The following is a 20,366-nucleotide window of genomic DNA, read 5'->3' on the forward strand; positions in this document are numbered from 1 at the left end:
ATACCAGCCTGCTGCAGTTCTCCTGACTGCCACGTGACCACGCGAACTGAGTAGCGTGTGGCCGACGCCTGCGACCGGAGAACTTCTGGTCAGGTGCTGAACAGCATTGCGGACCGAACCTACGAAGGTGGCTCTTCCATCCCTCCGCGTGCGAGCCTGGCCGCTGATTCGCTTCACCCTCGCGTGGGCGTTCGCCCTGGCTCTGCTCGGCGTCGGGCTTCCGAAGGCGGTGAATGTCTCCTGGCACGGAGTCGTGCCGGTGCTGGCTTCTCTGCACGCCTCGGAGCTGATCGGTCTCACGCTGGTGTGGGGGTTGGGGCTGTGGGTGCACACGTTCGTGCTCACCGCTGCGGCTCCGAGCCTGACCCATCGACGCGCACTCACCCTGAACGTCACGGGCAGCGCCGTCTCCAACGTCGTCCCTCTCGGCGGCGCCGCAGGCGTCGCTCTCAATCACCAGATGATGAGGTCCTGGGGCGTGAGTGGACGTTCGTTCGCCGGTTTCACCTTCCTCACGAACCTATGGGACGTCCTGGCGAAGTTGGCGTTGCCGGTCGTCGGGCTCGTGGTGCTCGACAACGCTGGTGAGCCCGCGACGTTCCGGATCCGGCTTGCGGCGCTGCTGGGTCTGTCGGCCTTTGTGGTCGTGCTGATGCTGGGGAGCACCATGCTTCTGAGCCCAAGGCTGAGCGTGGTTCTCGGCGGGGCAGTGGAGCAGCTGATCAACGCCACTCTTGCGCTCTTACGGGTGCGCCGGCGGATCGCGATCGTCGAACAGCTGCTCGCCGTCCGCGACGACTGCGCCGAGCTGGTGGCACGTGGATGGTTGCGCATGACGCTGGGCATGGTGGCCTACCTCGCGCTACAGGGGGTGCTGTTGTGGTGGTGTCTGGACCTGTCAGGGGCCGGCGCGACCGTGCCTGAGGTGCTCGCAGGCTTCGCCGTAGAACGCCTGCTCACCGTGCTGCCGATCACGCCCGGCGGTCTCGGTGTCGCCGACGTCGGCCTGGCCGGCGTTCTGCTCGCCTTGGGCGGCGACCCGACGGGGGTGGCCGCAGGCGTGGTGCTGTATCGCGTCTTTGTGTTCGCGGTTGAGATTCCGGTCGGCGGCGGCACCCTCGGCTTGTGGCTTCTTGGGCGGCGGCGCGCTGTGCGGCGAGGGCGGCCGCATGACGCTCGCTCATGTGGGGACGATGGTCCTCGTCGGATCGCCCACGTGACCGATGTCTTCCTGCCGCGGCTGGGAGGCATCGAGACTCATGTCAACGATCTCGTTCGTCACCAGCGCGCGCGTGGCCTCGACGCGGTCGTCTTGACCCCGACCCGCGGTGAAGGACCGGAGCCCGACTGGATCCAGCGCATCAGCATCCTCGAAGCTCGAAAGCTCGTCGCCGACTTCGACGTCGTTCACGTCCATCTCTCGATGTTCTCGACGTTCGGCCTCGGGGTGGCCCGTGCCGCGATGAGTCAGGGCGTGCCCGTGCTGTTGACCGTGCACTCCATGTGGGCCGGCCTCGGGGGCATCATCCGACTCGCTGCACACGCGGCGCTGCGCCGGTGGCCAGTTGCCTGGTCCGCGGTATCGCATGCAGCCGCCGAGACGTTCCGGCGCTCGCTGGGCGGCATCGACGTAGCGGTCCTCCCGAACGCTCTCGATGTCTCTGATTGGAGGCCTGCCACTCGGGCGCGCGACCGCGACGATGGGGCGTTCACGATCGTCAGCGTCATGCGGTTGACGCCGCGGAAGCGACCTCTCCAGCTGTTGCGCATCTTCCGGAACGCGTGTGCGCTCGTCCCGGAACGAGATGTGCGACTCGTGATCGTGGGCTCCGGTCCTCTTGCGCGTCGCCTCGCGCGCCGCGTCGAGTGGTACGGCCTCACCGAACGCATACGCCTGACGGGACGAATCCCTCGCGACGTCGTGCTCTCCGAGCTCTCGGCCGCCGATCTGTATGTCGCACCCGCGGCGAAGGAGTCGTTCGGCATCGCCGCGCTCGAGGCGCGCTGCAGCGGCGTGCCCGTGATCGCGAGCCGCCGTAGCGGCGTCGGCGAGTTCATCCGCGACCGCGTCGACGGCCTTCTGGTCGATGGCGACGGCGAGATGGCGGTGGCGATCGCAGAGCTCATCACCGACGCGCAGCTGCGTGGCCGGATCAGTGCCCACAACCGCCGCGTACGACCACCGTTCGACTGGCCCACCGTGCTCGACCAGACCACCGAGCTCTACCGCGTCGCAGGCGAGCGCGTCATCGTTCCGCCGACTCCTGTTGCGGGACTGGCGCTCGCCTGATGGCGACGGTGGTCTCCTTTCACGCCCATCCCGACGACGAGTCGCTGCTGACCGGCGGCTACCTGGCGGCGCGGGCCGCCGTCGGCGATCGGATCGTGCTGGTCGTCGCCACCGACGGCGGCGCCGGACTGGCGAGTCCAGACTTCCATGACCTCGGCGATGCCCGCGTTGGTGAGCTGGACGACGCCGCGCGCTGCCTCGGCATCACGCGGGTCGTGCGCCTGGGCTACGCCGACTCCGGCATGGCCCGCTCCCCCAGCGCGCGTGGGGGTCGCTTCATCGACGCTGAGCCCGAGCACGCGGCCCGACGCCTGGCCGCCATCCTCGATGAAGAGCGAGCAGACGTGTTGACCGGTTATGACGCCCGCGGAGGATACGGACACCCTGACCACATCCAGGTGCACCGCGTTGCACGGCTCGCCCAAGCCCGCGCCCACAGGCGTCCGCAACTACTCGAGGCGACACGCGACCGCACGATGCTCGTGCGTGCGATCCGCCTGATGCGTCCTCTCGCCGGACTGCTTCCCGGGATCACGCTTCCCGACACCGACATCTACGCGGCGCCCTCGGAGATCACCCAGCGCGTCGACGTGCGACCGTTCCTTCCCGCCAAGCGTGCGGCACTGGCAGCACATGCCTCCCAGGCGACCGGCGGCGTACGCACCATCGGCGTGCTGCTGCGGCTCCCACGGTGGCTCGCGCGCCGTCTCCTGGGCGTGGAGTGCTTCATCGAGGTGCCCTGAAAGAACTGCCCTGGTCCGGTCGGTGCGAAAGCACCGGCCGGACCAGGGCGATGTGGTGAGGCGCCGGGGATGGCTCAGAACCGGTGCTGGGCCAGGTCGGTGAGGAGGACGGTGAGCTGCTTCTCCTGTTCGGTGCTCGACGCCGGCTGGATGCTGCTGTGGTCGATCGCGTAGGTCTTGAGCACGGCGTCCATCTGGCCGTCCAGAAGCGTCCACGTCTTCTTGTTGACGGCCTGGAGCGAGGTCGAGTCGGCATCCCAGACATCGCGCATCTTCTGCACCGTGGCGTGCGATGAGGTGGTGTCTCCGGACTTGTCCTGGGCAACCGCCTGGCGGGCGAGGGCCTGGTACTTCGCGACGGCGGCCTTGGTCTGGGCGGCGGTGAAGGCCGGCTTCGGACAGGCCGGCATGGTCTCGCTGGCGCCGGTCGGGTCACAGGTGGCGTGCGGTTGGTTGTGACCCCAGATCATCACCCCACCCGCGACGATGGCGACGATGACGAAGCCGACCAGGCCAAGGCGCTCGCGGCGCGGATTGGTGGTGACGGTCGGCTCGTGCGTGGCCTCGTAGGTCTCGACGACATCGGTGCGGCTGATCGTCAGGTAGACGACGGTGGCCGCGATCGCGCCGAGGAAGATCAACGATGTGACCAGGGTCCCCAGTCCGAGGCCGACCGGTTCGCCGGCGTTCGCCGCGACCTTCGGCGAGGCGAGCCAGTCACCGATGTTCGCGCCGAGCGGACGGGTGAGGATGTAGGACAGCCAGAAGGAGAGCACGGGATTGGCGCCGAACCTCCAGAGCAGGCCGATCGAGGCGATCAACGCCAGCGGCAGGAACACCGACTGCGCGGGCGCCCAGTTCGTGAGCTCGAGGGTCCAGTCACCCGTGGCCGTACCGAGAGCGAAGGTGACCAGGACCGTCAGCCAGTAGAAGGCCTCGCGAGGCGTGGTGTTGATGCTGTGGATCGACAGTGACCTCTCCCGGACGTACCAGATGCCGAACACGAGTGCCAGCAGGGCGGCGAAGACGGTGCTGCTGATCCACAGGGGAATGCCGATCTGGTCGGTGCCCATGTCGGTGTACAGCGTGCCCGCGACACTGACGACCACCACGGTCAACCAGTAGGGCAACGGGACGTAGCGCCTCGTTCGCATCTGCCACGTGAGCACTGCGACGAAGATGGCCGTGAACAGCAGCATCGTGTTCGTCAGGCCGAAGCCGAGGGTCTCGTTGATGTAGTCCGCGAAGCTCTCACCGACGGTCGTGCACAGGATCTTGATGATCCAGAACCAGATCGTGACCTCGGGGACCTTGTTGAGCATCGTGCGGCCGGTGGCAGCGCCGCGGGTCGTCGTCATCTCAGCCATGGCCCCATGGTCGGGGGACGAAGCGGGTAACTACCTGACTGTCGCCACGGACGTGGACGTGCCAAGGCGGTACCCGTGGCGGCGCACGGTGCTGACGACGCGTCATCTTCAGCGTGCCGAAAGGGCGCGGGCCGCGGGATCGGCGTGTCGTCGGTCGGGTTCACGCGCCCCGGGAGGACTTGGTGTCTGTTCATGCAGGATCTCGTGGTCAGCCTGGGTCTGATCTTGTTCCTCCTCGGCCTCCTGACCGGCCTTGCGGTGCCCGCGTTCAAGAATCCACGGATGGGCATCGCCAGCCACCTGGAGGGCGTGACCAACGGCCCCGCGACAGTCGCCCTGCTCGCCTACGGTGCCTACGCGAACTGGCTCGCCACGCAACTCGGCGCGCTCTGGGGCGCCGGCCGCCGGTTCGCCCCCGGCGCGACCGGCAGCCACCAGGCGACCCGAGCGAAGGAGTTGGCGGTGGACGCGCTGCTCGTCACCCTCGCGCCCGCGATGATCGCGGGAACGGTCCTCCTGCTCGTGGGGGTCTTGCGCTGAAAGCGCGTGGCCCGCCGCTGTACGCGCGTCATCGGTCGAGGTGCCATGGCGGGAAATGCGAAGTGGCCCTGACCGAGTTTCCCCTGGTCAGGGCCACCATTCAACGCGTGCGCGAGGGGGGACTTGAACCCCCACCCACTATACGTGGACTAGCACCTCAAGCTAGCGCGTCTGCCTATTCCGCCACCCGCGCGTTGACAGGAAGAACGTTAGCAGTGGGGCGCCCGGGACACGAATCGGGGTCGTCAGCAGGCCGTACGGAAACTGACGGCGTCCATGTCGTGGAGCCGGTGGGCGGCCAGCGCGCGCTCGGCGACGGTGGCGGCGGGGTCCATCGCCAGGCGACGCAGCGCCTCGCGGCGGTGTGCCCGGCGAGTGGGGTCCTGGAGCTTCGCGTACCGCACGACCGGGCGACCCATCGTCCAGGCGAACTGCTGGACGGAGGCGACGCGCCACTGCTCGCTCAGCGTGGCCTGCGGGATGATCCTGTCCGTCATCGTGGTCATGCCCGACTAACGGACGCCCCAGGCCCGGGGCTACGGCACCGAACGCGAGCACCGGGAACGCGTCTAGTCCACCGGAACCCGCGATACTTCACCCCGTGACCTTCTCCATCGCATTCGTGACCGGCGCGACGCCGGACAAGTGGGCCCGCACCTGGCGCGACCGGGAGAAGGAGCGCCTCGAGGTCGTCCCCGTCAGCGAGGACGAGCAGCTGGACGGCCTACGCTCCGGCGCGCACTCGATGGCGCTTGTCCGGCTGCCGATCGACCGCGACGGCCTGCACTGCATACCGTTGTACGAGGAGCAGCAGGTCGTGGTCGTCGGCAAGGAGCACTACCTCTCCCTGGCCACCGAGGTCACGCTCGCCGAGCTCGCCGAGGAGCAGCTGGTCCTCCCCCACGCCTCCGGCTGGACCCCGAGCGTCCAGCAGCTCGAGTGGCCGGCGATGAGCGAGAAGGACGCCATCGAGGTGGCCGCCTCGGGTGGCGGCGTGGTGATCGTGCCCGCGTCGATCGCACGCCTCTTCCACCGCAAGGACGTGGTGGCCGTCCCGGTACCGGAGCTCGAGCCCACCAAGGTCGGCATCGCCTGGAGGATCGACGACGAGGACCCGCGGGTGCAGACCTTCATCGGCATCGTCCGCGGCCGGACCGCCCGCAGCTCGCGCGGCTGACCCGGCTTAGCGCTGACGGGAGCGGGTACGGGCAGAGCACCTACTGAAGGGAGCCCCCGTGCCCGAACTGCCCAACCTGCCAGCCGCCGCCCGCCAGGTGACGGGTCTCGCCCGCAAGGGCGCGCACGCCGCCACCACGCTGTTTGGTGCGAGCTTCCACCCCGTTCGCACCGTGCGCAGCGTGACGCGGATGGACGACGAGCCGGCACCGCCGCCCACCGACGCGAAGATCGCGCGGCCTAGCGAGCCCGAGGCCGACCGGGGCCAGAGCAGCCCTGCCACGGACAGCCCGGCCAGGGACAGCCGCACCGACGCCGATGGGACCGAGGCCACCGCGGCGACCCGCGAGCCGCAGAGCGCGGCCGAGGCGGTCGAGGCCTTCGAGGTCGAGACGCCGCCGGACCTCCCCGTCGTGCCGACCGGACCCGCACCCCACATGCCGCAGGACATCGCCGACGAGATCGAGCGCGAGTACGGCGACGAGCTGCCCGGCTTCAGGAACGGGGACGAGCCTCCCGGGACACATTGATCTCCAGCCACTCGGCGAGCGCATGAGCGCTGAGGTCGACGAGGGTGGGCCAGTCCAAGGCCCCCTCGTCGGCCTTGTCCGAGACGTGCTTGACGAGGCGTACGGGAACGCCGGCCTGACGACAGGCCCACGCGATCGCGTAGCCCTCCATGTCGACCAGGTCGGCCTGCGCCGCGAGCCGGGCGCGCACGAGGGGGTCGGAGACGAAGAGATCGCCGGTCGCCAGCCGTACAGGCGACACACCGGCCCCGGCGCCCGGCAGATCGAGCCAGTCGTGCGGCTCGTACCCGAAGGTGCGCAGCGCCGCAGCGGACAGGTCGTGGTTCCAGACCGCGGTGACCTCGTGCAGGCCCTCGAGGTGGTCGTGCAGCGCGCCGGCCGAGCCGACGTTGACGACCTCGGTGACCGCGGGGTCCTCGGCCAGCGCCCGCGCGACGGCGGTCGCTGCGAAGACCTTGCCCACGCCGGTGATCAGGACCTTCATCCGGTCCGGGACGTGGGCCGCCTCCTCGGGCGTCGCGCTGACAACGAGAACCGTCACGACGCCCGAGGGTAGCCGCTCCGCGGCTGTCGCCCTCGCTCGCGGCAGCGCCAGAGCTCGTCCCTCGCTCGCGCCGCCACTCGCTCAGTTATCTAGGCCACTACTTGAGCTCGGCGGACGACAGCCCCAGCACGCGGCGAGCCACGATGAGCTGCTGGATCTGCTGGGTGCCCTCGAAGATGTCGAGGATCTTGGAGTCGCGCGACCACTTCTCGAGCAACTCGTTCTCCTCGTAGCCCACCGTCGAGCACAGCTCCACGCACGAGAGCGTGATGTCGGAGCCGACGCGTCCCGCCTTGGCCTTCGACATCGAGGCCTCGAGCGAGTTGGGCTTGCGGTTGTCGGCCATCCAGGCGGCCTGGAGCATCAGCAGGTACGCGCCCTCCCAGTCCGACTCCATCTGGAGCAGCTTGGCGGCCGCGGCGTGCTGGAGGTGGGCCGGGCGGTCGTAGTCCACGACGACACCGGCCTTCGCCAGCAGGTCGCGGGTCAGGTCGAGCGAGGCCCGGGCGCATCCGACGGCCATCGACGCCACCAGCGGACGGGTGTTGTCGAAGGTCGCCATCGCACCGGCGAAGCCCTCCTTGGTGTTGATCTCCGGGTTCCCGAGGAGGTTCTCGGCCGGGACCCGCGCGTCGGTGAAGGTGATCACCGCGGTGTCGGAGGCGCGGATGCCGAGCTTGTGCTCGAGCCGCTCCACCTTCACGCCCGGCGTCGACTTCGGCACCAGGAAGGACTTGATCGCCGCCCGACCGGCGGACTTGTCGAGGGTGGCCCACACGACGATCGAGTCGGAGCGCTCACCGGAGGTGACGAAGATCTTCTCGCCGTTGAGCACGTACGCGTCCCCGTCGAGCACCGCGGTGGTCGACACCTGCGCGGAATCGGAGCCGAAGGACGGCTCGGTGATCGCCATCGAGGCCCAGGTGCCCTCGAAGCGCTTGAGCTGCTCGTCGTTGGCGACCGAGGCGATCGCCGAGTTGCCCAGGCCCTGGCGCGGCATCGACAGCAGGAGGCCGGTGTCGCCCCAGCACATCTCGGCCACCGTCATGACCGAGGCCATGTTGGAGCCGTTCTTGTTGCCGGTGTTGCCGTCGTCCGTACGACGAACGCCGGCGGCGCCGGCGCCCTCGCTCGTGCCCGACTCGTTGAGCCCGTCGGCCATGGCCGCGAGCATGTCGAGCTCCTTGGGGTACGCGTGCTCGGCCCGGTCGTACTTTCGCGAGATCGGCCGCAGCATGTTCATCGCGACCTGGTGGACCTGGTCGCGCAGCGGGCGGAACTTCTTGGGGTCATCCAGGTTGATGGCCATCAGACCAGCACCGTTCCTTCCATGACGCCGACCGCGCGGAGGTCGCGGTACCAGCGCTCGACGGGGTGTTCCTTGACGAAGCCGTGGCCGCCGAGCAGCTGCACGCCGTCGTTGCCGATCCTCATGCCCTTGTCGGCACAGATCTTGCGGGCCAGCGCGATCTCACGGGTGGCGTCCTTGCCGCGCGCGACGCGCGAGGCGGCCTTGTAGGTGATCAGGCGCATCGCCTGGAGCTCGATCGCCATGTCGGCGACCATGAACGCCACCGACTGGCGGTGGGCGATCGGCTCACCGAACGCCTGCCGCTCCTTGACGTACGGGGTCACGTAGTCGAGCACAGCCTGGGCGGTGCCGATGGCCAGCGCGCACCAGGCGAGCCGGGAGAGCCGCACGCACTCGGTGTAGGTGGAGCCGTCGGTGTCCCCGAGGATCGCGTCGGCCGGGACGCGCACGTCCTCGAGGCGCAGCGTGGTCAGGCCGGCGGCCCGCACGCCCATCGCCGGGTCGCCCTCGATGGTCAGGCCGGGCGTCGAGGACTCGACCAGGAACAGGACGGGCTTGCCCTCGAGCGAGGCGCCGACGATGAAGAGCTCGGCGTCGGCACCGCGGGCGACCAGGGCCTTCGTGCCGTTGAGGACGATCTCGTCGCCCGTACGGACGCCGGTCGTGGCCGGGGTGAGGACGTCGAAGAGAACGGCCGGCTCGGCCAGTGCGAGCGCCGCGGCGGGCACACCGGCGTCGGTCGGCTCGGTGAAGGCCGGGAGGTAGGTCTGCTGCTGCTCATCGGTCCCCCACAGGCCGATGGCGGTCGCTACGGCGCCGGGCGAGAGCACCGCGACGGCCAGGCCCATGTCGCCGTGCGCGAGCGCCTCGGCGACCAACGTGCCGGCGATGGCGGAGCGGCTCTCGGCGATGCCGCCGAGCTCGTCGGGGACGCCCAGGATCGGGATGCCGATCTCGAGGCTCGCGGCAAGGACCTCCTGCGGCGCGGCGCAGGCCTCGTTGGCCTCCGCGGCGGCGGGTCGCAGCGCCTCGTCGGCGTACTCGCTGACCACGTCCACAAGCATCTGCTCGTCCTCGGTCGGGGTCAGGTCGAAGACGCCGTCGCTCGAGGCACCCGGGGCGCGCTTGCCCTGCTTGCCCTTGCTGCCGGTCTTCTTGAACTGGCGGCCGGCAGCGGCCACCACCTTGAAGCCGTTGCTCGTCGTGGTGAAGACCGCCTGCTCGGTCTGCTTGCGCAGTCCGATCCGGTCGAGCAGGTCGCTTTGGGCGAACCTGCTCAACCCGGCGATGAGATACCCCATGGGGTCGCGACTCTCAGCGGACGGGATGCCGTGCCGGCCGCCGCCCTTGAGGTTGTTGATGAGGGACATGGTGTCAATGTAACTGCGAGTTACAATAACGTCTACACAAGTTGCGGTGCGGCAGGTCACAGCGCCGGGGGCCGGTACGCTGCCCCCTGTGAGCGAGAGCAGTCCCGAGCAGGTCCACGCCCCGTACGGCCCCCTTCCCGAGGGCGGCACCGTCCGCCCGATGACGCGTTGGGGCACGCCGGTGATGCACCGCCCGCAGGCGAAGGTCGAGGCCTTCGACGAGGCGCTGCGTGCGCTGGCCGCCGACATGGTCGCCACGATGTACGCCGCGGACGGCGTCGGCCTGGCGGCCTGCCAGATCGGCGAGGACGTCGCGATGTTCGTCTTCGACTGCCCCGACGCGTCCGGCGAGCGCACCGTCGGCATCGTGTGCAACCCCGTGCTGACCCTGCCGGAGGCCGACAAGCGGGTGCTCGACGAGGACCAGGAGGGCTGCCTGTCCTTCCCCGGCGCCTTCGTCGACCTGGCCCGGCCCGACTGGGCCGCGGTCGACGGCGTCGGCCTCGACGGCGAGCCGGTGCACTTCGAGGGGGACGGCCTGCTGGCACGCTGTCTTCAGCACGAGACCGACCACACCGTCGGCACCGTCTTCGGGGATCGACTCGCCGACAAGTCGCGCAAGAAGCTGCAGAAGCAGCACGACAAGCTGCGCCGGGAGTACCCGCCGGAGTGGCCGGCCGAGTCGCTCTGAGCGCCGACCACGCCGATGGCTGAGCTGATCGAGATCACGTCGGCCGACGACCCGCGGCTCTCCGACTATCGCGACCTGCGCGACGTCGAGCTGCGAAAGTCGGTCGAGGCCACCGAGGGCCTCTTCCTCGCCGAGGGCGAGAAGGTCGTACGACGGGCCGCCGCCGGTCGCTTCACCGCGCGCTCGTTCCTCCTGGCGCCACGATGGGTCGACGGGCTCAAGGACGTCCTCGACGCCTCAGAGTCACCCTGCTACGTGCTCTCCGAGCAGCTGATCGAGGAGGTCACCGGCTTCCACGTGCACCGCGGCGCTCTCGCCTCGATGGAGCGCCGGCCGCTGCGGACGGTCGGCGACGTCCTGCAGGGCGCGCGGTCCGTGCTCGTCCTCGAGGACCTGATGGACCACGCCAACGTGGGCAGCATCTTCCGCAACGGCGCAGCGCTCGGCTTCGACGCCGTCCTGCTCGCGCCACGATGCGCCGATCCGCTCTATCGCCGCGCGATCAAGGTCTCCATGGGGACGGTCTTCGCGGTCCCGTGGACCCGGATCACGGACTGGTACGACGCGCTGCCGCAGCTCTCCGCGGCCGGCTTCACCACCGTCGCCCTCACCCTCGCCGACGACTCGGTGCCGATCGAGGAGGCCGTCGCCGGTCTGGGCAAGGTCGCCCTCGTCCTCGGCTCCGAGGGGCACGGCCTCTCCCCCCGCTGGGAGAAGGCCGCCGACCGCCGCGCCATCATCCCGATGTCCGCCGGGGTCGACTCCCTCAACGTCGCCGCGGCCACCGCCGTCGCCTGCTACGTCACCGCCCGCCGCTGATCAGAACCTGTCCGGGTGCGCGACCCGGACGACCTCGCCGATCACGATGATCGCCGGCGGCCGTACGGCCTCGGCCTCGAGCACCGAGGCCACGGTGCCGAGCGTGGCCAGCACGGTGCGCTCGGTCGGCATCGACCCGTCGCACACGACGGCCACCGGCGTCGACGCCTCGCGCCCGCCCTCGAGCAGCGCCGCGGCGATGGCCGGCGCGTTCTCGACGGCCATCATGAGCACGAGCGTCCCGCGCATCCGGGCGGCAGCTGCCCAGTCGGTCAACGACTCCGGGTGGCCCGGCGGCAGATGGCCGGAGATGACCGTGAACTCATGAGTGACCCCGCGGTGCGTGACCGGGATGCCGGCCAGGCCGGGCACCGTGACGGGCGAGGTCAGCCCGGGGATGACGGTGACCGGGACACCCGCCTCACGGCACGCGATGATCTCCTCGTAGCCACGGCCGAAGACGAAGTTGTCGCCGCCCTTGAAGCGCGCGACCCGCTTGCCCTCGAGCGCCTTCTCGACGATGACCTGGTTGATGAACTCCTGGCTGGCCGACCGTCCGCGCGGGAGCTTGGCGACGTCGATGACCTCGACGTCGGCCGGCAGCTCGGCGAGCAGCTCGCGGGGGGCGAGCCGGTCCGCGACGACGACCTCGGCCTCCATCAGCGCCTTGCGACCCGCGACCGTGATCAGCTCGGGGTTGCCCGGGCCACCGCCGACGAGGGTCACGCCGGGGTTCGGGACCCGGGTGGCGCGGGCGGCGATCCGGCCCTCGCGCATGCCCTCGACGACCGCGTCGCGCAGGGCGGCGGAGCGCAGCGGCTCGCGGTTGCTCAGCACCGCGACGGTGACACCGTCGTGGCGGCCGACCGCGGGGGTCCAGGCCGACGCGTGGGTGGCGTCGTCGGAGCGTACGCAGAAGATCCGGCGCTCCTCGGCGGCGACGACGACAGCCTCGTTGACGGCCGCGGAGTCGGTGGCCGCCATCGCATACCAGGCGCCGTCGAGATCACCGGGCTCGAACACGCGCTGCTCCCAGGTGATCTCCGCGCCGAGACCCTCGATCGCAGGGGTGACGTCCGGCGCCACCACGAGGACCCGGGCACCGGCCGCGATCAATGTGGGGATGCGGCGCTGGGCGACCTGACCGCCTCCGACGACGACCACACGCCGTCCATGCAGCATCAGTCCGACCGGGTACGGCATGAGGTTCTCATCCACGGGGCACATTCTCGCGTGCCGCGTCACCGGGCCGATGACGCGGTTCCGAGGGACGGACTACGTTCGGAGGCGACACCCGATCCGGCGCCCGTCCCCGGCCCTACCCCAGGAGGAACAGATGTCGCTCGACCGCCCGGTCACCCCGGACCCGTACCCGCTGCTCCCGGCCGCCGCGAGCTTCACCGTCACCAGCGCGGACGTCACCGACGGCCAGCCGCTGAAGGACGATCAGGTCGCGGAGTTCGGGAACACCTCGCCGCAGCTCGCCTGGGAGGCGGTCGAGGGTGCGCAGAGCTACACCGTGACCTGCTTCGACCCGGACGCGCCGACGCCCAGCGGCTTCTGGCACTGGGTCCTGGTCGACCTGCCCGCCGAGGTGACCTCCCTGGAGACGGGTGCCGGGGCAGTCGGCGCCGACCTGCCCGGCGATGCGTTCATGTGCCGCAACGACATGGGTGAGAAGGGCTTCCTCGGCGCCGCTCCCCCGTCCGGCGACCAGGTGCACCGATACTTCTTCGTCGTCCATGCCGTCACCGAGCCCGCGCTCGGTGTCGACAGCGACGCCACCCCGGCCGTGGTCAGCTTCAACCTGGCCTTCAAGACCGCCGCGCGCGCGATCATCCACGGCACCTACCGTCACTGACCCGGGCACTGAACCGGGCACTGAACCCGGCACTGACCCGGGCCACACCCCGGCGAGTGGGGTCGCCGGGGCCGCGTCGCGCCCTACGCTGAGCCAATGCAGACCTGGCGCGAGCACGCGGTGGCACAGCCCACCACGCTCGATCGCTACCGGCTGCTGCTCGTCATCGTCGCCGTCGGCGTCCTGATCGGAGCGGGCGCACATGCCTCCCCCGATGACCTGCCCGGCGTCTTCTCCCTGGTGCTGATCGTGGCGGCCCCGGTCGCGGGCCGCCTGGTCGCGCCCCGCGTTCCCGGTGTCTACTCGGTGCTGTCAGGTGTCGCACTCGCAGACGCCGCAGCGCGGGACGCGACCGCCGATCCGACGCTGCTCCTGCTGTGGTCGATGGTCGTGATCGCCGCGCACGCGCTCTTCCTGCGGCCCATCCGCGCCGGTCTGGCCTCCGCGGCGACCGCGATCATCGCCGGCTCCCTGCTCCTGATCACCGAGTTCCGCATCGATCTCGGGGTGCGCCCCGTGGGCCAGATGCTCATCGGGCTCGCGCTCTACCTCGTCACGCTCTCGGTGCTCGCGCTGCCGGTCGGGCTGCTGACCCGCGGCTGGGCCGACCGTGGCGCGGTGGTGCGGCGCAACCTGGGCTGGCTGGCGCGGGGCGCGACCTACGCCGGCATCGCCGTCGGCCTGCTCGCCTTCACCCACGCTGAGGCACACACCGTCCCGACCACGGTCGCGGCGCTGCTCCCGATCCTGGCCGGCGCCGCGTGCTGGCAGACCCTGCGGATGGTGACGCTGCGACGCGCCTCACGGGCGCTGACCGAGGCGGCGGTCACCACGCCGTGGCCCTCCGGCGCCGTGCTCGAGACCCTCGTCGGCCTGGTCGGAGCGCACGTACGGTCCTCCCGGGTCGCGATCCTGGACGCGCCGACCGACGGGAGCCTATGGGCGCCGCTCGACCACGAGCGGTACCTCGTCGTCGAGCGGCTGGCCGGCGACTTCGGGTTCACCCGCAGCGACGCCCACCTCATCGCCGGGCTCGCCTCGATGGCGCGCGGCTCGCTCGTGTACGCGGACCGCGAGCGTCAGCTGCGACACCAGGCGCTGACCGACCCGCTCACCGGCCTGTGGAGCTACCAGCACTGGCTCGAGATGCTGCTCACCGCCACCTCCGGCGGCGCCGACGAGGCCCACCAGGTCGGGCTCGTCTTCCTCGACTGCGACGGCTTCAAGCAGATCAACAACCGGTACGGCCACCTCGAGGCCGATCTGATCCTCGCCACCATCGGCGACCGGCTGCGCGCGCTCGGTGCGGAGATCGGCTGGTGCTTCGCCCGATTCGGCGGTGACGAGTTCACCGGCTGGATGCGCGCGGAGGGCGACGCGGCCGCCTTCGAGAAGCGCTGCGAGGAGCTCGCCGACGTACTCGCGGAGCCGATCACTGTCGGGCAGCACAGCGTCACGGTCACCGCGAGCATCGGGCGGGCGCTCGCGCGCCGTCCGGGCGCCGGGGTCGCGCGCGACACCGTGGAGGACCTGGTCGAGAGCGCCGAGATCGACATGCGCCGGCGCAAGCTGCGCAAGCCCGGCGCGATCCTGACCCAGCACTCCGACCGCGACGTCGTGCAGCGGATGCTCGCCGCCGGGGAGATCGCGGTCGCCTACCAGCCACTGATCACGCTGGCCGACCGCGAGGTCTGGGGGTGCGAGGCGCTGCTGCGCGGCCATACCGCCTCCCTCGGCCTGATCCCGCCGCCGGTCCTGGTCGAGTCCGCCTCGCAGGCTCGCCTCCTCGACGCGGTGACGGGTGAGGTGATGCAGCAGGCGATCACCGTCGCCGAGCAGGCCCGTACGGTCTGCGGGCGCCCCATCACGCTCACCCTCAACCTGGAGGTCGAGCAGTTCCACGACGCCAGCGAGCTGCTCGACCGGCTCGTCGCACGCGTCGACGCCACCGGCGTCCCGGTCCTGCTCGAGCTCGCCGAGCGCGAGCCGATGCCGTGGACGCGCGAGCGCGACCGGCTCGCCGACGAGCTCGCCACGCACGGCATCGGGGTCGGCCTGGACGACCTCGGCTCCGGGGAGTCCCGCCTGACGTTGATCGGCGCCCGGCACTGGGACCTGGTCAAGCTGGATCGCGACCTGCTGCTGGAGAACCATCGCGGCCAGGGCCCGATCGTGCTGCGTCACCTGATGGGCATCCTCGACGTGTACCAGCTCGGCAACACGCTCCTCGAGGGCATCGAGACCGCCGAGCAGGAGCAGATCGCGCGTGACCTGGGCGTTCGCTACGGCCAGGGCAACGGGTACGGCGCGGCGATGGGCGGCGCCGACCTGCTCGCCCTGCTGGGCCGTGGCGCGCTGCGGCGACCTGCTGCGGCTAGCATGCGGAGCAAATGAGCACCGGTCGCCGCATCGCCTACGTCCTGCCCGTCTTCGACGAGGCCCGTGGCCTGGCGACCTTCCACCAGGCGCTGGTGGCCGCCGCTGCCCAGCGCCCCGACCTGACCTTCGAGTTCGTCTACGTCGACGACGGCTCGCGCGACTCCTCGCTCGAGCAGCTCCTCGCGATGCGGGAGTCGGATCCGCGCGTCACGGTGCTGGCGCTGGCGCGCAACTTCGGCCACCAGGTCGCCGTCACCGCCGGCCTCGACGCCGCCCACGCCAGCGGCGCGGACGCCGTCATCGTGATGGACACCGACCTCCAGGACCCGCCGCCGGTCAGCCTCGAGCTCATCGCGCGCTGGGAGGCCGGCGTCGACGTGGTGTACGCCCAGCGCCGGACCCGCCAGGACACCCGGTTCAAGCGTGGCACGGCGGCCGGCTTCTACTGGGTGCTCGACAAGATGGCCGAGACGGAGATCCCGCGCAATGTCGGGGACTTCCGGCTGATGGACCGGCGCGTGCTCAACGAGGTCGTCAAGTACCGCGAGCACAACCGCTTCCTGCGCGGGATCGTCGCCCAGGTCGGCTACCGGCAGGAGGCCCATCTCTTCGATCGCGACGACCGCTTCGCCGGTGAGTCGCACTACCCGTTGAAGAAGATGCTGAAGCTCGCGGCCGACGGGATCATGGGCTTCTCCACCCGGCCGCTGCGCTTCATCAGCCACCTCGGCACGTTCATCTCCGGGCTGGCGGTGCTCGGCATCCTCTACGTCGTCGGCGTCCGGCTCTTCGACCCCGACGCCGCCGTCCCCGGCTGGGCCTTCCTCGCCGTCGCGATGTTCTTCCTCGGCGGCGTCCAGCTCATCGTGCTCGGAGTCATCGGCAGCTACGTCGGCCGGACGTACGTCGAGGTCCTCGACCGACCCCTCTACTCCGTGGCACTCGTCGCCCGCAGCGCGACCGATGGGTCTGTCACGCCGGAGTGATGGGTCGGTTCCGCTCGAGTGGTCGATCAGTACTCGGGCGGGCCGTCGCTGGCGCGCTTGAGCAACGTGGCGAAGTCGGTCGGGCTCTCGAACTCGTCCTCGACCAGGCGGCGCTGGGCCACGGCCGGTGCGGCGCCGGTCGCGCCGGTAGGGCTGCCGAGCAGGGCGGCGAGCTCGGCAGCGGCGCGCTCCACGCGCTTCTGCAGGTCACCCTCGGCGCCGGTGCCCGCCGCGGCGAAGTCCTCGGTGGCGGCGAAGACGCCGGTCGGGACCACGATCGCGTGCAGGTAGGCGAAGAGCGGACGCAGGGCGTGCTCGATGACCAGGCTGTGTCGGGCGGTGCCGGCGGTCGCCGCCGCGAGCACCGGCTTGCCGTCCAGGACACCGGTCTCGAGGACGTCGAAGAACGTCTTGAAGAGGCCGGAGTACGAGGCCGAGAAGACCGGCGTCACCGCGATGACGCCGTCGGCGCGGTGGACCGCGTCGATCGCCTTCTTCAACTCCGCCGACGGGAAGCCGGTGAGGAGGTTGTCGGTCAGCGCGTGCGCCAGGCCGCGCAGATCGATGTGCTCGACCTCGACCTCCACCCCGCGGGCGTTGACCGCCCGCGAGGCGGCGTCGGCCAGCATGTCGGCGAGGAGCCGGGTGCTCGACGGGACGCTGAGTCCCGCCGAGACCACGACGATCCGCTTGGTGCTCATCAGAGCGCTCCGTCCAGGATCTCGGCGACCTCGGGGTCGTCGAGGTCGCGGTCGGTGGTGCCGGTGGCGTCGTCACCGGCGCCGTAGAGGGCCGTGTCGGTCGGGCCGCCGGCCTTGGCCACCAGGGCGGCGTGGGTCGGCGCGTCCGGGACGCCCGGCTTGCGGAGCTTGGCGAACTCCTCGCGCAGGGTCGGCAGGATCTCGCCGTACAGGTCGAGCTGCTCGAGCACCGTCTTGAGGGGCAGGCCCGCGTGATCGATGAGGAAGAGCTGGCGCTGGTAGTCACCCACGTACTCGTGGAACTGCAGCGTCCTCTCGATCACCTGCTGCGGCGATCCGACGGTCAGCGGGGTCGCCTCCATGAAGTCCTCGAGCGAGGGGCCGTGTCCGTAGACCGGCGCGTTGTCGAAGTACGGCCGGAACTCGTTGATCGCGTCCTGGCTGTTCTTCCGCATGAAGAACTGCCCACCGAGGCCGACGATCGCCTGGTCGGCGGCGCCGTGCCCGTAGTGCTCGAAGCGCTGGCGGTAGAGGTTGATCATCTGCGCCGCGTGCGAGGACGGCCAGAAGATGTGGTTGTGGAAGAAGCCGTCGCCGTAATAGGCGGCCTGCTCCGCGATCTCAGGGCTGCGGATCGAGCCGTGCCATACGAACGGCGCGACGCCGTCCAGCGGACGCGGGGTCGAGGTGTAGCCCTGCAGCGGGGTGCGGAAGCGACCCTTCCAGTCCACGTTGGTCTCGGTCCACAGCTGGCGCAGCAGGGCGTAGTTCTCCACCGCGAGGTTGATGCCCTGGCGGATGTCCTTGCCGAACCACGGGTAGACCGGGCCGGTGTTTCCGCGCCCCATCATCAGGTCGACGCGACCGTCGAGAAGATGCTGGATCTTGGCGTAGTCCTCCGCGATCAGCACCGGGTCGGTGGTGGTGATCAGCGTGGTGGAGGTGCTGAGGATGATCTTCTCGGTCTGCGCGCCGATGTAGGCGAGCGTCGCCGTCGGGTTGGAGGCGATGAACGGCGGGTTGTGGTGCTCCCCGGTGGCGAAGACGTCGAGCCCGACCTCCTCGGCCTTCTTCGCGATCGCGACGGTCGCCTTGATCCGCTCGTGCTCCGTGGGGGTGATGCCCGTGGTGGGGTCGGTGGTGACATCACCGACGGTGAAGATGCCGAACTGCATGCCCATCGCTGTCTCCGTATCTAGGTGACGCTCACGTTAGTTGAATCGTGAACTATCCGCCAGAACCGACGGCGATGCCAGGCTATTCCCTACCTCCCGCAGACCCCCCGGTGAGCGGCGTGCGTTAGGCGGGCACGGCGACCACGACCGTGTTGCTCAGGTACCGGGTGCCGTCCCAGTCCGTGCACGTCACGAGGACGAGGCGCTCGGGGCCGTGCTGGGCGAAGAGCCGCTGCGCCTGGTCGGCGATGCTGCCCTTGGAGTACGTGCGCACCGAGCGGGCCCGGTAGCGCAGGCGCTCCCCGTTCGCGGTGCGGACGACGACCGAGGAACCGGCGCGCAGGGTGCCGAGCGGGTCGAGGGCGCCGTCGCCGTTGTGGACCGTGTGCCCGGCGACCAGCACCGCCCCGTGGCGCGATCCCGGCTCGGCCCCATCGGCCCACCAGCCGAGCTTCATCGGGTCGCTCGGCGGGATCAGGGTGCTGTCGGGGGCGTGCACCGGGAGGACCGGGGCGTCGACGTGCAGCGCCGGGATCCGGATCCGGGCCGGCGCACCGGGCACCGGGCGCGCCAGGTGCGGCGTGGCGCTCGTCCCGATCTCCGGACTGGGCGAGATGCTCCTCGACGGCGACGCCGACCGGTCCTGTTCGTGCTCCCGTCCGTGCAGGACCAGGCCGGCGATCACCGCGAGGGCCCCGGCCACCACGAGGCCCAGGCTGAGGATCAGCCTGCCGTGGCGACCGGGGGCCCGCTCAGACACGGCGCCGTGCCACCACTGCGCCCAGGGCGACCAGCACACCGCCACCGGCGATGAGTCCGATGCCCCACGGCGAGCTCACCGCCCGGGCGAGCGCGTTGCGTCGCTCCCCGGCGTCGATGGCCGTCGGCACACCCGCGGAAGGCGTGCCCACCCGTCCCGGCACCGGCGTGGCGGCGTCGGCGGACGAGCCGACGTCGGCAAGCGGACCCGCGATCGCGGCCGGTGCTGCGGCCGGCGTCGCGCCAGGCGTGCCGGGCGCGTCCGGACGGGGACCCGGTCCCACGATGGATGCCGGCGTGGCCTGCGGTGCAGCCGGGGCGGCATCGCACGGCTCGACCCAGAACACCTTCGTCTTGGTGTCGTTGCCCAGCGAGCGCGGCGTCGCGACGGTGAGGCGCACGTGATAGCCCTGCTTGGCCGGCGCGCCGCCGGAGAAGCTCAGCGTGTAGGCCTGGACGGCATCCAGGCCGGTCGCGGTGCCCGCACCGCTCGCGGCGTCCCCGCCCACCGGCACGCTCGTCGGGCCGTCGACGTTGATCGTCACGTCGCGGGTAGGGGCCTGCGGCGTGAACGAGACGGTCGAGACCACGTCCGAGCCACCATCGAAGCCGTACCACTGGACCTCGAACGAGCAGCCCGGGTGCGGGGTGTTGTTCGGGATCCGGTCGAGATCGCCGAGCGCGGCGATCTTCACGGTCCCGTTGTTTCCGGGCGGGTCTCCCCCGCCCCCGCGGACGCTCGACGCCGGGTTCGTGTTGCCCTGGCCCTTCCCTGCGGGCTTGCTGGGCTTGTCGTTCTTCTTGGCCGCCTGCGCGGTGGCCTTCGCGCTCTTCGCGGCCTGGGCCTTGGCCTTCCCCGGGGCCTTGTCCTGGGCCGCTGTAGCCTGCTGGCTCCGTACGACGGAGCCGTGCGGCGCAGGCGCAGCCGTCGGGTTCTGCCCGAGGTGACGCCCGTTGTTCCCGCCCGGTGCCGCGGTCGCGCTGCCGGCCCCGATCACTGCTGCAAGAAGGACGGATGCCGTTGCGAGGGTGCCTCGCGCGGGCCGTCCGAGTGCGGCTTCATTTCTCATCCTCAAGGTCGAAGCCGACCTCCCCGGGCGTGCAGTTGCCCGAAAGGATCTAA

Annotated in this window: 20 protein-coding genes and 1 tRNA gene; 10 read left to right on the plus strand and 11 right to left on the minus strand. The window is 70.6% G+C overall.

The genetic code is table 11. The features are described from left to right. The first annotated feature begins 148 nt into the window (after positions 1 to 148). Positions 149 to 2,290 carry a glycosyltransferase gene (locus tag KSO98_RS03190; RefSeq protein ID WP_225283451.1) on the plus strand — a complete coding sequence of 714 codons (2,142 nt, stop codon included), beginning with the start codon at positions 149 to 151 and terminating at the stop codon, positions 2,288 to 2,290. Next, complete coding sequence (locus KSO98_RS03195) at positions 2,290 to 3,033, plus strand: PIG-L family deacetylase (protein WP_225283452.1); 744 nt, start codon at positions 2,290 to 2,292, stop codon at positions 3,031 to 3,033. Before KSO98_RS03190 ends, KSO98_RS03195 begins: the two co-directional genes overlap by 1 nt. A 74-nt stretch (positions 3,034 to 3,107) precedes the next feature. Here KSO98_RS03195 and KSO98_RS03200 read toward each other — a convergent pair whose 3' ends face one another. Continuing rightward, complete coding sequence (locus KSO98_RS03200) at positions 3,108 to 4,400, minus strand: COG4705 family protein (RefSeq protein ID WP_225283453.1); 1,293 nt, start codon at positions 4,398 to 4,400, stop codon at positions 3,108 to 3,110. Between the two features lie 192 nt (positions 4,401 to 4,592). Between KSO98_RS03200 and KSO98_RS03205 the strand changes: the two genes are divergently transcribed. After that, positions 4,593 to 4,940, plus strand: coding sequence for a hypothetical protein (locus KSO98_RS03205; protein ID WP_225283454.1), 348 nt, complete (start codon positions 4,593 to 4,595; stop codon positions 4,938 to 4,940). A gap of 108 nt (positions 4,941 to 5,048) precedes the next feature. On the opposite strand, the gene KSO98_RS03210 is transcribed toward KSO98_RS03205, so the two are convergent. Both KSO98_RS03210 and KSO98_RS03215 read right to left on the minus strand, forming a co-directional pair. After that, positions 5,049 to 5,133, minus strand: a tRNA-Leu gene (locus KSO98_RS03210). A gap of 52 nt (positions 5,134 to 5,185) precedes the next feature. After that, complete coding sequence (locus KSO98_RS03215) at positions 5,186 to 5,446, minus strand: hypothetical protein (protein WP_225283455.1); 261 nt, start codon at positions 5,444 to 5,446, stop codon at positions 5,186 to 5,188. A gap of 95 nt (positions 5,447 to 5,541) precedes the next feature. Here KSO98_RS03215 and KSO98_RS03220 point away from each other — a divergent pair, with 95 nt between their 5' ends. Both KSO98_RS03220 and KSO98_RS03225 read left to right on the plus strand, forming a co-directional pair. Then, a complete protein-coding gene (locus KSO98_RS03220; RefSeq protein WP_225283456.1) occupies positions 5,542 to 6,117 on the plus strand; it encodes a LysR family substrate-binding domain-containing protein in 576 nt (191 codons plus the stop codon). Positions 6,118 to 6,175: 58 nt separating this feature from the next. Next, on the plus strand, positions 6,176 to 6,646 hold the full coding sequence (locus KSO98_RS03225) for a hypothetical protein (RefSeq protein WP_225283459.1): 471 nt from the start codon (positions 6,176 to 6,178) through the stop codon (positions 6,644 to 6,646). Here KSO98_RS03225 and KSO98_RS03230 read toward each other — a convergent pair. The 3 genes from KSO98_RS03230 to KSO98_RS03240 all read right to left on the minus strand — a co-directional run bounded on the left by KSO98_RS03230 (position 6,612) and on the right by KSO98_RS03240 (position 9,872). Further along, positions 6,612 to 7,187, minus strand: coding sequence for a nucleosidase (locus KSO98_RS03230; RefSeq protein WP_225283461.1), 576 nt, complete (start codon positions 7,185 to 7,187; stop codon positions 6,612 to 6,614). The two genes, KSO98_RS03225 and KSO98_RS03230, sit on opposite strands and share 35 nt — an antisense overlap. 100 nt (positions 7,188 to 7,287) lie before the next feature. Beyond that, the gene (locus KSO98_RS03235; protein ID WP_225283462.1) at positions 7,288 to 8,499 is read right to left on the minus strand and encodes an acyl-CoA dehydrogenase family protein; all 1,212 of its coding nucleotides are present in this window, start codon (positions 8,497 to 8,499) and stop codon (positions 7,288 to 7,290) included. Continuing rightward, a complete protein-coding gene (locus KSO98_RS03240; RefSeq protein ID WP_225283463.1) occupies positions 8,499 to 9,872 on the minus strand; it encodes an acyl-CoA dehydrogenase family protein in 1,374 nt (457 codons plus the stop codon). The genes KSO98_RS03235 and KSO98_RS03240 overlap by 1 nt, the downstream gene beginning before the upstream one ends. An 88-nt stretch (positions 9,873 to 9,960) precedes the next feature. Here KSO98_RS03240 and def point away from each other — a divergent pair, with 88 nt between their 5' ends. Both def and KSO98_RS03250 read left to right on the plus strand, forming a co-directional pair. Beyond that, positions 9,961 to 10,563 carry a peptide deformylase gene (def, locus tag KSO98_RS03245; protein WP_225283464.1) on the plus strand — a complete coding sequence of 201 codons (603 nt, stop codon included), beginning with the start codon at positions 9,961 to 9,963 and terminating at the stop codon, positions 10,561 to 10,563. Positions 10,564 to 10,578: 15 nt separating this feature from the next. Then, positions 10,579 to 11,382 (plus strand): TrmH family RNA methyltransferase, encoded by an 804-nt coding sequence (locus KSO98_RS03250; RefSeq protein ID WP_225283465.1) that lies wholly within the window; start codon positions 10,579 to 10,581, stop codon positions 11,380 to 11,382. Here the strand turns inward: KSO98_RS03250 and cobA are convergent, their stop codons facing one another. Next, a complete protein-coding gene (gene cobA, locus KSO98_RS03255; RefSeq protein WP_308012723.1) occupies positions 11,383 to 12,600 on the minus strand; it encodes a uroporphyrinogen-III C-methyltransferase in 1,218 nt (405 codons plus the stop codon). Between the two features lie 118 nt (positions 12,601 to 12,718). Here cobA and KSO98_RS03260 point away from each other — a divergent pair, with 118 nt between their 5' ends. From KSO98_RS03260 to KSO98_RS03270, 3 genes are all read left to right on the plus strand, one after another. Next, the gene (locus KSO98_RS03260; RefSeq protein WP_225283466.1) at positions 12,719 to 13,243 is read left to right on the plus strand and encodes a YbhB/YbcL family Raf kinase inhibitor-like protein; all 525 of its coding nucleotides are present in this window, start codon (positions 12,719 to 12,721) and stop codon (positions 13,241 to 13,243) included. 96 nt (positions 13,244 to 13,339) lie between these two features. Continuing rightward, positions 13,340 to 15,637, plus strand: coding sequence for a bifunctional diguanylate cyclase/phosphodiesterase (locus KSO98_RS03265; protein WP_225283467.1), 2,298 nt, complete (start codon positions 13,340 to 13,342; stop codon positions 15,635 to 15,637). Continuing rightward, complete coding sequence (locus KSO98_RS03270; RefSeq protein WP_225283468.1) at positions 15,634 to 16,608, plus strand: glycosyltransferase family 2 protein; 975 nt, start codon at positions 15,634 to 15,636, stop codon at positions 16,606 to 16,608. The genes KSO98_RS03265 and KSO98_RS03270 overlap by 4 nt, the downstream gene beginning before the upstream one ends. A 26-nt stretch (positions 16,609 to 16,634) precedes the next feature. Here KSO98_RS03270 and KSO98_RS03275 read toward each other — a convergent pair whose 3' ends face one another. The 4 genes from KSO98_RS03275 to KSO98_RS03290 all read right to left on the minus strand — a co-directional run bounded on the left by KSO98_RS03275 (position 16,635) and on the right by KSO98_RS03290 (position 20,241). Next, positions 16,635 to 17,309 carry an FMN reductase gene (locus tag KSO98_RS03275; RefSeq protein WP_225283469.1) on the minus strand — a complete coding sequence of 225 codons (675 nt, stop codon included), beginning with the start codon at positions 17,307 to 17,309 and terminating at the stop codon, positions 16,635 to 16,637. Beyond that, positions 17,309 to 18,484 carry an LLM class flavin-dependent oxidoreductase gene (locus KSO98_RS03280; protein ID WP_225284133.1) on the minus strand — a complete coding sequence of 392 codons (1,176 nt, stop codon included), beginning with the start codon at positions 18,482 to 18,484 and terminating at the stop codon, positions 17,309 to 17,311. Before KSO98_RS03280 ends, KSO98_RS03275 begins: the two co-directional genes overlap by 1 nt. A gap of 124 nt (positions 18,485 to 18,608) precedes the next feature. Further along, the gene (locus tag KSO98_RS03285) at positions 18,609 to 19,244 is read right to left on the minus strand and encodes a class F sortase (protein WP_225283471.1); all 636 of its coding nucleotides are present in this window, start codon (positions 19,242 to 19,244) and stop codon (positions 18,609 to 18,611) included. Beyond that, complete coding sequence (locus KSO98_RS03290; RefSeq protein ID WP_225283473.1) at positions 19,237 to 20,241, minus strand: hypothetical protein; 1,005 nt, start codon at positions 20,239 to 20,241, stop codon at positions 19,237 to 19,239. Before KSO98_RS03290 ends, KSO98_RS03285 begins: the two co-directional genes overlap by 8 nt. Between the last annotated feature and the right edge of the window lie 125 nt (positions 20,242 to 20,366).

The organism is Nocardioides nematodiphilus (assembly GCF_020216525.1).
In the GTDB taxonomy this organism is placed as follows: domain Bacteria; phylum Actinomycetota; class Actinomycetes; order Propionibacteriales; family Nocardioidaceae; genus Nocardioides; species Nocardioides nematodiphilus.

Bases quoted from the DNA above. Each gene is read 5' to 3' on its own strand.
- KSO98_RS03195 (WP_225283452.1), top strand. From the start codon at position 2,290: ATGGCGACGGTGGTCTCCTTTCACGCCCATCCCGACGACGAGTCGCTG.
- KSO98_RS03200 (WP_225283453.1), bottom strand. From the start codon at position 4,400: ATGGCTGAGATGACGACGACCCGCGGCGCTGCCACCGGCCGCACGATG.
- KSO98_RS03205 (WP_225283454.1), top strand. From the start codon at position 4,593: ATGCAGGATCTCGTGGTCAGCCTGGGTCTGATCTTGTTCCTCCTCGGC.
- KSO98_RS03215 (WP_225283455.1), bottom strand. From the start codon at position 5,446: ATGACCACGATGACGGACAGGATCATCCCGCAGGCCACGCTGAGCGAG.
- KSO98_RS03235 (WP_225283462.1), bottom strand. From the start codon at position 8,499: ATGGCCATCAACCTGGATGACCCCAAGAAGTTCCGCCCGCTGCGCGAC.
- KSO98_RS03240 (WP_225283463.1), bottom strand. From the start codon at position 9,872: ATGTCCCTCATCAACAACCTCAAGGGCGGCGGCCGGCACGGCATCCCG.
- KSO98_RS03250 (WP_225283465.1), top strand. From the start codon at position 10,579: ATGGCTGAGCTGATCGAGATCACGTCGGCCGACGACCCGCGGCTCTCC.
- KSO98_RS03260 (WP_225283466.1), top strand. From the start codon at position 12,719: ATGTCGCTCGACCGCCCGGTCACCCCGGACCCGTACCCGCTGCTCCCG.
- KSO98_RS03265 (WP_225283467.1), top strand. From the start codon at position 13,340: ATGCAGACCTGGCGCGAGCACGCGGTGGCACAGCCCACCACGCTCGAT.
- KSO98_RS03270 (WP_225283468.1), top strand. From the start codon at position 15,634: ATGAGCACCGGTCGCCGCATCGCCTACGTCCTGCCCGTCTTCGACGAG.
- KSO98_RS03275 (WP_225283469.1), bottom strand. From the start codon at position 17,309: ATGAGCACCAAGCGGATCGTCGTGGTCTCGGCGGGACTCAGCGTCCCG.
- KSO98_RS03280 (WP_225284133.1), bottom strand. From the start codon at position 18,484: ATGCAGTTCGGCATCTTCACCGTCGGTGATGTCACCACCGACCCCACC.